At 39.9% G+C, this 14,133-nt stretch carries 16 protein-coding genes; 13 read left to right on the top strand and 3 right to left on the bottom strand.

Annotated elements, in window-relative coordinates:
- The first annotated feature begins 2 nt into the window (after positions 1-2).
- From ispF to argH, 5 genes are all read left to right on the top strand, one after another.
- On the top strand, positions 3-488 hold the full coding sequence (gene ispF, locus H6G76_RS26400) for a 2-C-methyl-D-erythritol 2,4-cyclodiphosphate synthase (protein ID WP_190707736.1): 486 nt from the start codon (positions 3-5) through the stop codon (positions 486-488).
- Between the two features lie 96 nt (positions 489-584).
- Positions 585-2,369, top strand: a complete 1,785-nt coding sequence (locus tag H6G76_RS26395) for an ABC transporter substrate-binding protein (protein WP_190707734.1) — start codon at positions 585-587, stop codon at positions 2,367-2,369.
- A 168-nt stretch (positions 2,370-2,537) separates the two neighbouring features.
- Complete coding sequence (gene larB, locus H6G76_RS26390; protein WP_190707731.1) at positions 2,538-3,308, top strand: nickel pincer cofactor biosynthesis protein LarB; 771 nt, start codon at positions 2,538-2,540, stop codon at positions 3,306-3,308.
- A 227-nt stretch (positions 3,309-3,535) separates the two neighbouring features.
- A complete protein-coding gene (locus H6G76_RS26385) occupies positions 3,536-3,742 on the top strand; it encodes a hypothetical protein (RefSeq protein WP_190707728.1) in 207 nt (68 codons plus the stop codon).
- 63 nt (positions 3,743-3,805) lie between these two features.
- Positions 3,806-5,209 carry an argininosuccinate lyase gene (argH, locus tag H6G76_RS26380; RefSeq protein WP_190707727.1) on the top strand — a complete coding sequence of 468 codons (1,404 nt, stop codon included), beginning with the start codon at positions 3,806-3,808 and terminating at the stop codon, positions 5,207-5,209.
- A 169-nt stretch (positions 5,210-5,378) separates the two neighbouring features.
- On the opposite strand, the gene H6G76_RS26375 is transcribed toward argH, so the two are convergent.
- Positions 5,379-5,543 carry a hypothetical protein gene (locus tag H6G76_RS26375; protein WP_179048417.1) on the bottom strand — a complete coding sequence of 55 codons (165 nt, stop codon included), beginning with the start codon at positions 5,541-5,543 and terminating at the stop codon, positions 5,379-5,381.
- Between the two features lie 386 nt (positions 5,544-5,929).
- Between H6G76_RS26375 and H6G76_RS26370 the strand changes: the two genes are divergently transcribed.
- From H6G76_RS26370 to H6G76_RS26360, 3 genes are all read left to right on the top strand, one after another.
- Positions 5,930-6,424 (top strand): NUDIX hydrolase, encoded by a 495-nt coding sequence (locus tag H6G76_RS26370; protein ID WP_190707828.1) that lies wholly within the window; start codon positions 5,930-5,932, stop codon positions 6,422-6,424.
- An 87-nt stretch (positions 6,425-6,511) separates the two neighbouring features.
- Positions 6,512-7,333, top strand: a complete 822-nt coding sequence (locus tag H6G76_RS26365; RefSeq protein ID WP_190707724.1) for an alpha/beta fold hydrolase — start codon at positions 6,512-6,514, stop codon at positions 7,331-7,333.
- A gap of 18 nt (positions 7,334-7,351) precedes the next feature.
- Entirely contained in the window at positions 7,352-7,906 is a 555-nt protein-coding gene (locus H6G76_RS26360) for a hypothetical protein (RefSeq protein ID WP_199337539.1), read from the top strand.
- Positions 7,907-7,914: 8 nt separating this feature from the next.
- Here H6G76_RS26360 and H6G76_RS26355 read toward each other — a convergent pair whose 3' ends face one another.
- Positions 7,915-8,697, bottom strand: a complete 783-nt coding sequence (locus H6G76_RS26355) for a pantothenate kinase (protein ID WP_313934836.1) — start codon at positions 8,695-8,697, stop codon at positions 7,915-7,917.
- A 110-nt stretch (positions 8,698-8,807) separates the two neighbouring features.
- Here H6G76_RS26355 and H6G76_RS26350 point away from each other — a divergent pair, with 110 nt between their 5' ends.
- The 4 genes from H6G76_RS26350 to H6G76_RS26335 all read left to right on the top strand — a co-directional run bounded on the left by H6G76_RS26350 (position 8,808) and on the right by H6G76_RS26335 (position 12,355).
- Complete coding sequence (locus tag H6G76_RS26350) at positions 8,808-10,532, top strand: diflavin flavoprotein (RefSeq protein ID WP_190707720.1); 1,725 nt, start codon at positions 8,808-8,810, stop codon at positions 10,530-10,532.
- A gap of 174 nt (positions 10,533-10,706) precedes the next feature.
- On the top strand, positions 10,707-11,162 hold the full coding sequence (locus H6G76_RS26345; protein WP_190707718.1) for a DUF29 domain-containing protein: 456 nt from the start codon (positions 10,707-10,709) through the stop codon (positions 11,160-11,162).
- 85 nt (positions 11,163-11,247) lie between these two features.
- A complete protein-coding gene (locus H6G76_RS26340; protein WP_190707715.1) occupies positions 11,248-12,045 on the top strand; it encodes an Rpn family recombination-promoting nuclease/putative transposase in 798 nt (265 codons plus the stop codon).
- Positions 12,046-12,136: 91 nt separating this feature from the next.
- Positions 12,137-12,355: a hypothetical protein gene (locus H6G76_RS26335; protein WP_190707712.1), complete on the top strand. Its 219-nt coding sequence runs from the start codon at positions 12,137-12,139 to the stop codon at positions 12,353-12,355.
- Positions 12,356-12,519: 164 nt separating this feature from the next.
- On the opposite strand, the gene H6G76_RS26330 is transcribed toward H6G76_RS26335, so the two are convergent.
- Complete coding sequence (locus H6G76_RS26330; RefSeq protein WP_190707709.1) at positions 12,520-12,717, bottom strand: hypothetical protein; 198 nt, start codon at positions 12,715-12,717, stop codon at positions 12,520-12,522.
- Positions 12,718-12,885: 168 nt separating this feature from the next.
- Between H6G76_RS26330 and H6G76_RS26325 the strand changes: the two genes are divergently transcribed.
- A complete protein-coding gene (locus H6G76_RS26325) occupies positions 12,886-14,037 on the top strand; it encodes an NACHT domain-containing protein (protein WP_190707705.1) in 1,152 nt (383 codons plus the stop codon).
- Positions 14,038-14,133: the final 96 nt, after the last annotated feature.

The following is a 14,133-nucleotide window of genomic DNA, read 5'->3' as shown; positions in this document are numbered from 1 at the left end:
AAATGACTAACATCAGAATTGGTAACGGCTACGATATTCACAGATTAGTGAGCGATCGCGCTTTAATTTTAGGTGGAATCCAAATTCCCCACGAACTTGGTTTACTAGGACATAGTGACGCTGATGTATTAACTCACGCCATCATGGATGCCATGCTGGGAGCTTTATCTTTAGGTGATATTGGACATTATTTTCCCCCCAGCGATCCTAAGTGGGCAGGTGCGGATAGTTTAATCCTTTTAACTCAAGTGCATCAGCTAATTAAAGAGCAAGGTTGGCAGATAGGCAATATTGATTCAGTAGTAGTTGCAGAACGTCCAAAATTAAAACCGCATATTGAAAAAATGCGAGATAAATTAGCGACTGTTTTAGAATTAAAACCTAATCAAATTGGTATCAAAGCTACCACTAACGAAAAACTAGGGCCAGTAGGCAGAGAAGAAGGCATTTGTGCTTATGCTGTAGTCTTACTCCTCGCAGATGATTAAATTAATTGAAATCTAATTTTGAATATGGCAAGACCAGAATAGCAGTTAATTAGATATTTATTTTTCCTAAATTTCAATATTATTTCATCCAAAAATATGCCATTTTATAGTGATATTTTACCTAAAATAAAACGTCTTTGGATACTTATTATTGTATCTGCATTTACAGGGGTTACCGTTGCAGCTTGCAACCCTAGTAACTTTAAAACCTCTGCAGCACAAGTACCGCAATTAGTAACTAGTATTCTTAGCGATCCTAAAACATTTAATTACCCTCTTAGTCAAGAATCACCAAATATTTTTGGTTTGACTTATGAAGGCTTGGTTGATCAAAATCCTCTCACTGGAAAAGTGGAACCAAGATTAGCCGAAACTTGGCAAATTTCTGAAGACAAATTGAAGTTCACTTTTACTCTACGTCAAGGGTTGAAATGGTCTGATGGGCAGCCACTGACAACAGATGATGTTGTATTTACCTACAACGATATTTATTTTAATGAAGCAGTCCCTACAGATGTTAAAGATGCTTTTAGAATTGGATTAAGTCGCAAATTACCTACTGTCCGAAAACTCGATGAACGGCGGGTAGAATTTACTTTACCAGAACCTTTTAGACCTTTTCTGTTGAATACAGGCACTCCTATATTACCTGCCCATGCCTTGCAACAGTCTGTCAAACAGAAAGACAGTGAAGGGAAACCGATATTTTTAAGCAAGTGGGGTGTTGATACTCCTCCTGATGGAATTATCGTCAATGGCCCTTACAAACTTGAGCGATATGATACTAGTGAGCGCGTTGTATTTCGGCGTAACCCTTATTATTGGCGTAAAGATACTCAAGGTAATTCCCAGCCTTATATTGAACGTTTGGTTTGGCAAATTGTTGAAAATACTGATACTTCTTTGCTGCAATTTCGTTCTGGTGGGTTAGATACTGTTGGTGTTACAGCTGAGTACTTTTCTTTGCTCAAGGTGCAAGAAAAACAAGGAAATTTTAAAGTTTATGGTAATGAGCCGGGAACGGGTACTAACTTTGTTTTTTTTAACTTGAATAAAGGTAAAAGGAATGGCAAACCACTAGTAGATCCAATAAAATCACGCTGGTTTAATACAGTGGAATTTCGCCAAGCGGTTGCTTATGCTATTGACCGCCAAACAATGATTAATAATACATTTCGCGGTTTGGGAAGACCACAAAACTCACCAGTTACAGTGCAGAGTCCCTATTATCTTTCACCAGAAGAAGGGCTAAAAACTTATAATTACAATCCGGAAAAAGCCAAGCTATTGCTCATCAAATCTGGATTTAAATATAATCCTCAGGGTCAATTATTAGATTCTAAAGGTAATCGGGTTCGCTTCACTTTGCTGACTAATTCTGGTAATAAAATCCGTGAAGCAATTGGGGCGCAAATTAAACAAGATTTGGCTAAAATCGGTATGCAAGTTGATTTTACACCAATAGCCTGGAATACCTATACAGATAAGCTTTCTAATACCTTAGACTGGGAAGCATCTTTACTCGGATTGACAGGCGGTTTAGAACCAAATGATGGGGCTAATGTTTGGTCTCCTGAAGGTGGTTTGCATATGTTTAATCAAAAATCTCAACCTGGACAAAAACCTATTGAGGGTTGGGAAGCTTCTCCTTGGGAAGTAGAAATTGGTAGACTTTATATCCAAGCTACTCAGGAATTTGATGAAGCGAAAGTTAAACAAATTTATGCAAAAACACAACAAATTACCCAGGAAAATTTGCCTTTTATTTATTTAGTAAATCCATTATCCATGACAGCAGTACGCAATCGCTTTGAAGGCATTGAATATTCTGCTCTTGGTGGTGCATTCTGGAATATTCATGAAATTAAAATCACAGAATAGTCAAGAGTCAACAGTCCATAGTCAAAACATGAGCTAATGACAAATGACCCTTCGGGTGACGCTCCTGCGTCGCTAACGCCAGTCGCTACCCTGCGGGTTCCGCGTTAGCGAAGCCGGGAAACCCGTCCAACTGGCTCCCAATGACTAATGACAAGCGACAAATGACAAATGACAAATGATCAAAACTTGCGATCGCTTCTAGAAGCTGTTGCTAATGGTAAAGTGAGCCTGGATACTGCCTTAAACTCACTGAAAGACTTAGCTTATGAATCTGTAGATGAGTTTGCCAAAATAGACCACCATCGCGCGCTCAGAACTGGTTTCCCAGAAGTAATTTGGGGGCCAGGTAAAACCCCTGAACAAATTGCGCGAATTATTGAGGTGATGCGTCAACGTAACCCGGTAGTAATGGCTACCCGCATCGAACCATCCGTTTATGGAATCTTGCAATCCAAAGTCCGGGGTTTGCAATACTACGAGTTAGCCAGAATTTGCGCCATTACTCCCCCAATTATCGAACCTCAGTTCCCTGGAGAGATTGGTATTCTCTCGGCTGGTACTGCTGACTTACCTGTAGCAGAAGAAGCCGCAGTGACCGCAGAACTTTCAGGTTTTCGCGTCTTGCGGCTTTGGGATGTAGGTGTAGCGGGAATTCACCGCTTGCTGAGTAACCGTCACTTAATTGAATCAGCATCAGTATTAATTGTTGTTGCTGGGATGGAAGGTGCTTTACCCAGTGTGGTAGCTGGTTTAGCCAATTGTCCTGTAATTGCTGTTCCTACTAGTATTGGCTATGGTGCGAGTTTTGGCGGTTTAGCACCTTTATTGACAATGCTTAATTCTTGTGCTGCTGGGGTCGGGGTAGTAAATATTGATAACGGTTTTGGTGCAGCAGTATTAGCAGGGCAAATTTTGCGGACAGCTGAGAAGTTGAGGTAGAGGCTATAGGCTATAAGCTAGGGACTAGGGGTTAGAGAGTAGTATATTTTACTTATCACTTTTTCAAGCTAGATCCCTAGAGGCAGATGGCATCCACAACGCTTTGATGAAAATTTTTTATCTAGCCTCTAGTCCCTAGTCTCTACCTCACATTAAATTATTTAGCCAAACACTAGACATACCTGACATATAGAGTTATGACATAAAGGACTTATCGGGGACTCGGTATGAACTACCTCAACGGTTTAACGTTTCAGTTGTTTTGGCATTTACCTGACAATGTGATCCTACTAGCACAAGAAATTCGTGACCCAAATTTGATGGGACAGATACAAAAAACCTGGAACCACTTTATACAGACAGGTCAGATTTGGGCTTTGTTAATTGGTTTAGTGATTGGCTATATGTTTCGCACTCTATCTAGCTACGGTTGACACTGATGGGGGGTTGGTAGTAGGGATTAGAGTATTTGCCTACTTCCCAATTCCCTTTGTTTTATGACGCAACAACAAACTTGGAGCCAGCGATTTGAATCAGCCCTGCATCCGGCGATCGCTCGTTTTAATGCCAGCATTAATTTTGATATAGAATTAATAGAATACGACCTGACTGGTTCTCAAGCTCATGCCAAAATGTTGGCGCATACGGGGATAATTTCTGCTGAAGAAGGCGAACAACTCGTTACAGGTTTAGAACAAATTCGCCAGGAATATCGCCAAGGAAATTTTCAACCAGGAATTGATGCCGAAGACGTACATTTTGCTGTAGAACGTCGGCTGACAGAAATTGTCGGCGATGTTGGCAAAAAATTGCATACAGCGCGATCTCGTAACGACCAAGTTGGTACAGATACTAGACTTTATCTACGTGACCAAATTCAGCAAATTCGTCAGCAATTGCGTGAGTTCCAAGGGGTATTACTAGATATAGCTGAACAAAACATTGAAACTCTCATCCCTGGTTATACCCATCTCCAACGCGCCCAACCCTTGAGTTTAGCCCATCACCTCTTGGCATACTTTGAAATGACACAGCGCGACTGGGAACGTTTGGGAGATGTTTATCGCCGCGTCAATATTTCTCCTTTGGGGTGTGGTGCTTTGGCTGGAACTACCTTTCCCATTGACCGCCATTACACTGCCCAATTGCTCAATTTTGATAGCGTTTATGCTAACAGCTTAGATGGAGTGAGCGATCGCGATTTTGCGATCGAATTTCTCTGTGCGGCTAGTTTGATTATGGTTCACCTCAGCCGTCTCTCTGAAGAAATTATTCTGTGGGCATCGGAAGAATTTCGGTTTATTACACTCAAAGATAGCTGTGCTACTGGTTCTAGCATTATGCCCCAAAAGAAAAACCCCGATGTTCCAGAATTAGTGCGTGGTAAAACCGGGCGAGTTTTTGGTCATCTTCAGGCAATGTTAGTCATTATGAAAGGCTTGCCTTTGGCATATAACAAAGACTTGCAAGAAGACAAAGAAGGTTTATTTGATAGTGTTAGCACAGTCAAAGCTTGTGTAGAAGCAATGACAATTTTGCTGCGCGAAGGATTAGAATTTCGTAGCCAGCGATTAGGCGAAGCCGTTGCAGAAGACTTTTCTAATGCCACCGATGTAGCAGATTATCTCGCTGCTAGGGGTGTTCCCTTCCGGGAAGCTTACAATCTCGTGGGTAAAGTCGTAAAAACTAGCATTGCTGCGGGTAAACTTCTGAAGGACTTGACATTAGACGAATGGCAACAAATACATCCTGCATTTAGTGCAGATATTTATGATGCGATCGCACCGCGTACAGTTGTCGCTGCCCGAAATAGTTTTGGTGGCACAGGTTTTGCCCAAGTCAACAAAGCACTAATTGCTGCTCGCACTCAAATTAGGGAACAGGTGACAGGTGATAGGTGATAGTTGACAGGTGACAGCGTTAAAAGCCTTGCTTTGTCTAAGCTCATCTGTTGATCTCCTCAACTATACTTTTTCACACTTTACACTTCATACTTCCAAAAATAAGGGCGTACAGATGTACGCCCTTAAAAATATAATCACTCAAAGAATTAGAAATTAAGCAGGCAGCTTACTCAGCATCAATTGCTGCTGCGCCCTCATCTTCCTCATTCTTAGGTGGTCTTTGTTGGAACCTTCTTTGCATTCTTCCCGTTGTAGTCCGTTTACGAAACTTTCTGGCATATGCCTGGTTCCGTAGCGCCTTTTCTTTTTTGGGATTACGGCGCTTAGCCATGTTCACCTCATTAATAAACAACAAAAAAAGATAAACTAGGCATCTCTTAGGCATTATCAGCTACTAATGCTGATGCTAATGATATGGTTTTCCCCTAGTTTAACAATCTAGATACTTTCTTTGAACAGCATACAATCATATCTTAGTTATTTTATTCATGTCAATAGGACTTTCAGATTATTTCCTAAAATTCTGAAATTTTGTACGGTCAAATAACAGAAAAAAAGTTGAATTTTATGTAAGTTAAAGTATATATATTAAGGTTACACAAATGAGAATAAAATTTTAAAGCACAAGCATATTTGTGTAAAACAACTCTCAAGAATTAAGTAATTGAGTAAATGCGAGTGCAAAACATAAAAAAACACTACAAAGACAGTTTCAGCTTGAACATTCTTGCTTTTTTTGCGGCAATTGTCCAATCTACACGCGGTTTATGGCGCTATGGACAAACAGTATTAGGTATTATCTTCCGTCATCCTATTACTGGTACAAGTATTATTCCCATATTACCTGATGGTCGAATTGTGTTAATTAGGCGGCGAGATAATGGTCTTTGGTCATTACCAGGCGGGATGGTAGATTGGGGAGAGGATATTCCGACCACAGTCCGCCGAGAGTTAGTAGAGGAAACTGGACTGGAGTTAGTGGCAATTAAGCGTTTAGTAGGGGTTTATTCTGCACCAGATCGTGATCCTAGAATTCATTCGATTTGTGTTGTGGTTGAAGCGGAAGTACAAGGGGAAATGGAAGTTCAGGATACTTTAGAAGTAATGGAAATCCAAGCTTTCTCTCCCAGTTATTTACCGACTGAGCCAATGTCTCACGACCATTCCCGACAGCTAAAAGACTACTTAAACGGTTTGACGACATTAGCGTAACAATATTTTAGATTTTAGCGTGGTGATTTAATTGCAAAATCTAAGATAAAAACTAAAATCAGCTATGATGTAACTTTTATATATAAGATGGATACGCTATTACGTAACTCCCGCAGAAAGCTGTCGCAAGGATTATTATTCTGGAGTGAAGCTGGTCAAGGCATCCCTGTGATTTTGTTACATGGTGCTTGGAACGATAGCAGCCAATGGTCATCCGTAATAGAAAAACTGGCTCAAGATTTTCATTGCTTTGCACCAGACTTATTAGGCTTTGGTGAGTCTGATAAGCCTAAAATTCATCACTCGATAGATTTACAAGTAGAATCTATAGCTGAATTGCTGCAAGCTTTAAGATTGGAAAGAGTCTATTTTGTAGGACATTCTGTTGGCGGATGGATTGCAGCCAGTTATGCTTTGAAATATCCAGAGCAAGTAGAAGGTTTAGTGTTGTTAGCACCAGAGGGTGTAAAGATAGAACAACAAGAAAAACGTTGGCAGCAAATGAGGAAATTAGTGGAAACTCCGCCACTATTTGTAAAGATTTTGAAATTCCTCAAACCCTTGACTAAAATGCTGGGTTGGCAAGAGAAAATTGAGCAAGATTTAGCACAACGCCACATTTGGTTGCAATATCCAACAGCTTGTCAGTTATTATTTCAAAGACAGAAGCCAGAGATTGAAGCAGAGTTACTGCAAGATAAACTGCATTTAATAGAAGCTCCAGTATTGATTTTGCAAGGCGGAAAAGATAGCTCTGATGCTTTATTTAGAAGCCAAACTTATCAACAATTAATTCCGCAAGCTGAGTTTAAATTGGTAGCTCATGCTGAAAATGATTTACCCTCTAATTGTGCTGGAATTGTGGCTGAAGAAGTTAGGGATTTTATTAATGCAGTTAAACTGATTTAAGTGCATAAAGATAGAAAATTGGATGAAGTTACGTTTGAAACTTTTGTATCTCAAAGCGTATTGAACATTCCTGAAGCCAAGCGCGGTTGTTTTAGTCCTGTAGAGCTTGGGATTCGTATTACGAATAATACGCAAGGCTCATTGTACTTTTCAACGAATTTTTACTCAATGTTTCCTGAAATGATCGCACCAGATGGTCAACTCATGCTTACACGTATCAACTGTGCGCGATCAAATCAACCACTTGAATCTGAATTCTTATTATTAATACCAGGAAGAGCAGTTACACTCTATCGAGATGCTTTTCTTTTTTGGGAACGGAAACACATAAAAAAGCGCGATCGCCATTTAGTTTTATATATCCCTTTTCCTGCTGAGGATATTTATTGTTTTTATCCACTCTATCCAGGTACATATCAATTTCGTTTCAGGTATCGTGAATCTCCTGGTGCTGAAAAGTATCTTTCTAGGTGGATTGAAGAAACAAAATTACAACTTATATTAGAAAATCTCTGGACTGGTGAGGTACTAACTCCCTTGGTTGATATTCATTTAGTTGAGCCATCCAGTTGAGGCAATATTTATAAATAATAATTAATTGTTGCTATTCCCCAAAAAATTAAATTAGGTTCAAAAATTAAACAGGCTGTAATTTCTGGATATAAAGTTTGCATATAGTTAAATAATAAAGTGCGATCGCCTCCTTTAATTGCCACTTTACTCTCAGGAAATAATTTCCACCATGCAGTAATAAAATCTTTAATTCCTGCCAACAAAGTATAAATTACACCACTTTGAATTGCTTCTGGTGTATTAAGTGCAAAACGCGGTGATAATGATGAGAAATTTTGCGTTTCTAACTGTGGTAATTGACTTGTTTTTTGACCCAAGCTTGCCAATTGTAAACCTAGTCCTGGCAAAATTGCACCACCAACTAAACGTTGTTGATTATCTGCACCTGTAAAAGTAAGTGCGGTTCCGGCATCAATTACTAACATCGGAAATCCCCACTTTGTACCCGCACCCCACAACGCTAAAGCACGGTCAATTCCTAATGTGGGATAGGTATTTTTCAAAGGTACATCCTCTAAGGTAATCACCTGAATATTGGGGTAAGTTTGCCAAAGTGCTGTTTGGCTAGGAACAACAGAAGCAATTACCAGAGGAAGAGGACTGGGAAGGGAAAAAATCTTTGCTGGGAAATCATCTAAAGTTTGACCGTTACCCAACTGCTGTATAACTGAATCAGGTAGATAGTCTGTATTCCACGTAAATTCAAGGGTTTCGTCTACGAATAACCCCCAATGCAGTCGGGAATTGCCGATCTCTAAAGCTAGCCAAGGTTTCTGTATACGCGGTTTCACAATTCGATTTTTTTTAAGTTATCTATAGGTTTTTTAATAAAAATTTACATTTAAGCTGTGTCAAAATAAAACAAGAGGAATAAATACTCATTGTATTAAGGAGGGGAGTTATGGTATCACTCACCGAAAAAGCGGAAAAACGGCTGACTATACAGACTGAAGAAATTGCTCAAGATACGACGGCAATTCGCTCTCTAGATTGGGATCGCGATCGCTTTGATATTGAGTTCGGTTTACAAAACGGTACAACCTACAACTCATTTCTGATTCGCGGTGAGCAGATTGCCTTAGTTGATACCTCCCATGAGAAATTTCGCAAGCTGTATTTTGATACCCTGACAGGACTGATAAATCCTCAAGATATCAATTATTTGATTGTCAGCCACACTGAGCCTGACCATAGCGGCTTGGTAAAAGATTTGTTACAAATGGCTCCAGAAATTACAGTTGTCGCCTCGAAAGTGGCAATTCAATTTTTGGAAGATTTAGTGCATCAGCCATTTAAGCGGCAGATTGTGAAAAATGGCGATCGCTTAGATTTAGGCAATGGTCACGAGATAGAATTTGTCATCGCCCCTAACTTACATTGGCCGGACACAATATTTAGCTTTGACCATAAAGACCAAATTCTTTTCACCTGCGATGCTTTCGGAATGCACTATTGCTCCGATGCAACCTTTGACGAAGACTTAAAAACTATAGAAGCTGATTTTAAATATTATTATGAATGCCTCATGGGGCCAAATGCGCGGTCGGTGCTATCTGCCTTAAAGCGCATGGGAGAATTGCCAGCTATTAAAATGATTGCTACAGGTCACGGGCCGTTACTCTATCACAACGTTGACGAACTAACAGGGCGTTACCGCAAATGGAGTCAAACACAAAGCAAACCAGAAACTACCATTGGTGTATTTTACGTTTCGGAATATGGTTATAGCGATCGCCTTGCCCAAGCAATAATAAACGGTATCAGCAAAACTGGCGTAGCTGTAGAAATCGTAGATTTGGGTTCAGCAACAGACTTACAAGAAATACGCGAATTAGTTGGGCGGTGTTCTGGATTAGTAATTGGCGTACCTCCATCGGCTGGTGATAACATTGCTCAATCTGCACTCAGCACCGTGTTAGGCTCTGCCAAAGAGAAACAAGCTATAGGTATCTTTGAGACTGGTGGTGGTAATGATGAGCCGACTTATCCCCTGTTGAATAAATTCCGGGCGTTGGGACTGCACGTAGCATTCCCGGTGATTCAACTTAGCGAAACCCCAAGCGAAATTACTTACAAGCAGTGTGAAGAAGCAGGCACAGACTTAGGGCAATGGTTAACACGCGATCGCAGCATCAAAGCCATGAAATCTCTAGGTGCAGACTTAGATAAAGCCCTCGGTAGACTCAGTGGCGGACTGTATATTATCACTGCCAAAAAAGGCGACGTTTCCAGCGCGATGTTAGCTTCTTGGGTAGCACAAGCCAGCTTTAAACCCTTGGGATTCTCCATTGCAGTCGCTAAAGACCGGGCGATTGAATCATTAATGCAAGTAGGCGATCGCTTTGTGTTAAACGTCTTAGAAGAAGGCAATTATCAAACACTGATGCGCCACTTTTTGAAGCGGTTCGCCCCTGGTGCAGACCGTTTTGCCGGTGTGCGAACTCAACCCGCCGAAGATGGTACACCCATCCTCGCCGACGCTTTGGCATATATGGAATGCGAAGTCGTCAGCCGGATGGACTGCGGCGACCACTGGGCGGTATACAGCACCGTCTACGGTGGAAGAGTTTCTAATCCTGATGCAATGACAGCCGTGCATCATCGCAAAGTAGGAAATCACTACTAAAACTTTTTGCTACTCATAAGAGGACTTTTAAAACATCTATAAATGATAGCGATCGCACTTTTGAGAATTAGGGAAAGTGCGATCGCTATCATGTTTTAGGGTATAGCATGAAATAGCTAATATTTATTCACTGTATAATGTCATCAATATTCTGTTGAGTCAGGAGAAATTGTTATGTTGACCTCTGAGACTAACGAAACATTATATGAACAAGATTTTTACTTATGGATACAAACTACAGTTAAACTTTTGCAGGAAGGTAAGCTGGAAAAATTAGATATTGCGAATTTAATTGAAGAAATTGATAGTATAGGGCGAAGTGAAAAGAAAGAACTTAAAAATCGTCTAATAATCTTAATTGAACATTTATTAAAACTGCAATACTGGACAGAAGAAAAAGAGTCTAATGCCAGAGGATGGCGTAATACTATTGTTGAGCAAAGACGACAAATAATTTATCTTCTAGAAGATAGTCCCAGTTTAAAATCTGTTTTAGAGGATGTATTTCTAGATTGTTATAAAGATGCTAGAAATGATACCATCAGAAAATATCGACTTCCATCAGAACTATTCCCACAAGAATCACCTTTTTCTGTAGCTCAGATTCTTGACGCAGATTTTATACTTTAATTCTAGAGCGATCGCTTTGTTGTTAGATATGCAGATAAAGACTGATAAAATTAATCCTGCATAATCAAAATATTTTGATATTTTTGTGAAACGTGACTCTATTTATTACCAAATTTTCAAGCGATTTCCTGCGTTAATATTTGAACTCGTTGATAACCGTCCTGCACAGGCGCAAAACTATCGATTCGAGTCAGTGGAGGTGAAAGAAACTGCTTTTCGGATTGATGGTGTTTTCTTACCACCAGAAAATGCAACACCCAAAGTCATCTTTTTTGCTGAAGTGCAATTTCAGAAAGATGAGGGTCTTTATCATCGGTTTTTTACTGAATCATTGATGTATTTGAACCGAAATCAATCTCAATACGATGATTGGCACTGTGTGGTAATATTTCCATCACGCTCTTTAGAACCAAACGATCAAAGAACTCATCGCATATTTTTAAATAGCGACCAAGTGCAACGCATTTATTTAGATGAGTTAGGTACTTCTGATACTCTGCCAATAGGTATCAACTTAATGCAGTTAACAATTGCATCCTCTGAAACAATGGCAGAGCAAGCCAAGCAACTAATTCAACGGGTAAAATTAGAAGAAACAGGCACACTGCCGAAAAACGAAATCATTGAAATTATTACGACAATTGCTGTTTACAAGTTTTCGTCTTTGAGTCGAGAGGAAGTAGAAGCTATGCTAGGAATAACTTTAGAGGAAACAAGAGTATATCAGGAAGCCAAAGAAGAAGGTTTAGAACAAGGTCTAGAACAAGGTCGAGGTGAAATTTTGAAAGTTGCTGTACCACTGTTACTGAAAAGTGGGATGAGTGTAGAACAGATTGCTCAACAATTTAATGTTGCTGTGGAAACTGTGGAGAAATACAGGTAGAAAATCCTACCACAGACGCGAAAGTTTTGCTCACCATAACAAATGCGTGCTGTTTACAAGTTGTCGTCTTTGAGTAGAGAAAGTAGAAACTATGCTAGGAATAACTTTAGAGCAAACAAGGTTTTATCAGGAAGCAAAAGCTCAGGGTCTAGAAGAAGCTCGAAAACAAGGTCTAGAAGAAGGTCGAAAAGAACGGGAAGCTGAACTGTTGCCACTTATCGTCCCACTGTTACTGAAAATTGAGATGAGTGTAGAAGATATTGCTCAACAACTCAATGTTGCTGTGGAATCTGTGGAGAAATACAGGTAAGGTATACCCTTGATGATTTATGGCGATCGCACCCCATTTTACCCGCATTGGTAAAGTTTCATTCTGTACAATTGACTTTTGACCCTTGCTCCCCTTCCCTTGTAGGGAAGGGGTTGGGGGTTAGGTTTGAGAGAAAGTTTCACACAGGGTTACTTATCACCCTTTCATTCCTCATCATTTAAACCTTTAGCTTGTTGCAGCACAGGAATATATTGATTAATCAGCCAAATCATCACTTCAATAGCTGAGTCGCCTTGCTGAATGCGGTTTTTAGCTTGGACACCTAAAAATAGAGTTTGCAGAACTAGTAACAAAGCAATAATTTTACGGCTCAAGCTGAAGTTAGTTTTTTTAGTAGACATTGCATTCACCTTGTTTGTGGTTACAAGGTGAATTGTTTTTTTGGGTATTTCCCCAGACACGTTCCCCAAGCATAATATATAATGCTTGCATCACAAAGGTTTGCGGCTTAGGGAAGCGTGTTTGTTTGGGCAAAACAAATTTCTTAATATAGTGTTTATATTTAACGAATGCCAAGAAATATTCGCTGGGATGAATCGCTTTTAGACAATGTGCTAAATTTGGTGGGAGCTTTGCTGCAACTATCAGAACAGCAATCGGACAAATTACAACCAAAGCCCCAGCTTTATGTTCAGTGGGATAGTGAGAAACTCAGAGTCACAGGATACGAAACTAAACAAACAAGAGCAAAAATCAGCCGCACCGTTGAAGTAGGCACAAAAAAAGAACATTTACTAAAGTTAGTTAAAAATTTAAAACTCCCTCAACGTCAAACAGAATCTGGTAGTAGTCAGCAAGATAAAGAATTGCAGGAAGTGCAATATGTCCTCGACAGTCTCAGAGAATTGGGAGTTTTGCAAGAAGATCCCAACCAGACTGGAAAAAGTAAAGGTTATTGGAAATTTACGCTGATCCTGAAGCACCAGACAGCAACAAAAGAAGAGAATTTAGCAGTAATTAAGCAAAAGTGGGAAGAACATCCCAAGAATATCAAGAAAAATTCTTCCGCAAGTTCTCAGCGTACAGAAGCCATAAATGACAGCATTGACTGGCGTGAAGTTTGCAACGCCATACTACAAAATCAGCAAGAAGCAGCAAGACTCAGACGCAAAGCGACAGAACAAGGTTTTGAAGTTAACGTTTATGTTCCTTTGGGGTTGGTAGAACGCAAACAGCAGCAACGCCGACAGCTAGATGAACGTCAAGACAGGGCGCAAGTCTATGAATTAACTCAAGAAGTTATAGTCAAAACCTATGAACATGACGTATTTTTGCAAGAAGTAATTACACAACAGCCAAGCGGAAATAATAAACATATTGCCATCATCGGTGAACCGGGAGCAGGTAAGACCACTTTATTGAGTACAATTGCTTCTTTTATTAAGAACAAAACTCAAGATTTACCTATTTGTATTTCTCTCGCCAACTTACAGGGAAGAACCATTGAGGAATATTTACTCAAGCAATGGCTGACTGACGCGATGAGATTAGTTAAATCTGATGTTGTCGTCACGCCAGAAATTGAACGTCAATTAATTGAGTGTTTTGCTAAAGGGGGAGTTTGGCTACTGTTAGATGGTGTAGATGAAATGGGTGAAAATTCACCTGTGCAAGCCTTAGCCAAAATTAATCGAGAATTGACAGCATCTCTGAGACCTTAAGGGGCTACAAAAAGGGCTAGAATGCAGACAGAATAAGTCTCATAGCTCTTTGACCTTGTTGGTAGAAAGGACGCTTATTAGGACTTAATGTCAATA

The sequence above is a fragment of the Nostoc sp. FACHB-152 genome (genome assembly GCF_014697475.1).
GTDB lineage: Bacteria > Cyanobacteriota > Cyanobacteriia > Cyanobacteriales > Nostocaceae > Nostoc_B.
Note: the sequence above shows the minus strand (reverse complement) of the source record. Positions and strands in the feature narration are given on the sequence as shown.

Coding starts and splice junctions, on each gene's coding strand:
- H6G76_RS26375 (WP_179048417.1), bottom strand. CDS start 5,543: ATGGCTAAGCGCCGTAATCCCAAAAAAGAAAAGGCGCTACGGAACCAG.
- H6G76_RS26395 (WP_190707734.1), top strand. CDS start 585: ATGCCATTTTATAGTGATATTTTACCTAAAATAAAACGTCTTTGGATA.
- H6G76_RS26330 (WP_190707709.1), bottom strand. CDS start 12,717: ATGTCTACTAAAAAAACTAACTTCAGCTTGAGCCGTAAAATTATTGCT.
- H6G76_RS26350 (WP_190707720.1), top strand. CDS start 8,808: ATGGTATCACTCACCGAAAAAGCGGAAAAACGGCTGACTATACAGACT.
- H6G76_RS26345 (WP_190707718.1), top strand. CDS start 10,707: ATGTTGACCTCTGAGACTAACGAAACATTATATGAACAAGATTTTTAC.
- argH (WP_190707727.1), top strand. CDS start 3,806: ATGACGCAACAACAAACTTGGAGCCAGCGATTTGAATCAGCCCTGCAT.
- H6G76_RS26385 (WP_190707728.1), top strand. CDS start 3,536: ATGAACTACCTCAACGGTTTAACGTTTCAGTTGTTTTGGCATTTACCT.
- larB (WP_190707731.1), top strand. CDS start 2,538: ATGACAAATGATCAAAACTTGCGATCGCTTCTAGAAGCTGTTGCTAAT.
- H6G76_RS26325 (WP_190707705.1), top strand. CDS start 12,886: ATGCCAAGAAATATTCGCTGGGATGAATCGCTTTTAGACAATGTGCTA.
- H6G76_RS26365 (WP_190707724.1), top strand. CDS start 6,512: ATGGATACGCTATTACGTAACTCCCGCAGAAAGCTGTCGCAAGGATTA.
- ispF (WP_190707736.1), top strand. CDS start 3: ATGACTAACATCAGAATTGGTAACGGCTACGATATTCACAGATTAGTG.
- H6G76_RS26335 (WP_190707712.1), top strand. CDS start 12,137: ATGCTAGGAATAACTTTAGAGCAAACAAGGTTTTATCAGGAAGCAAAA.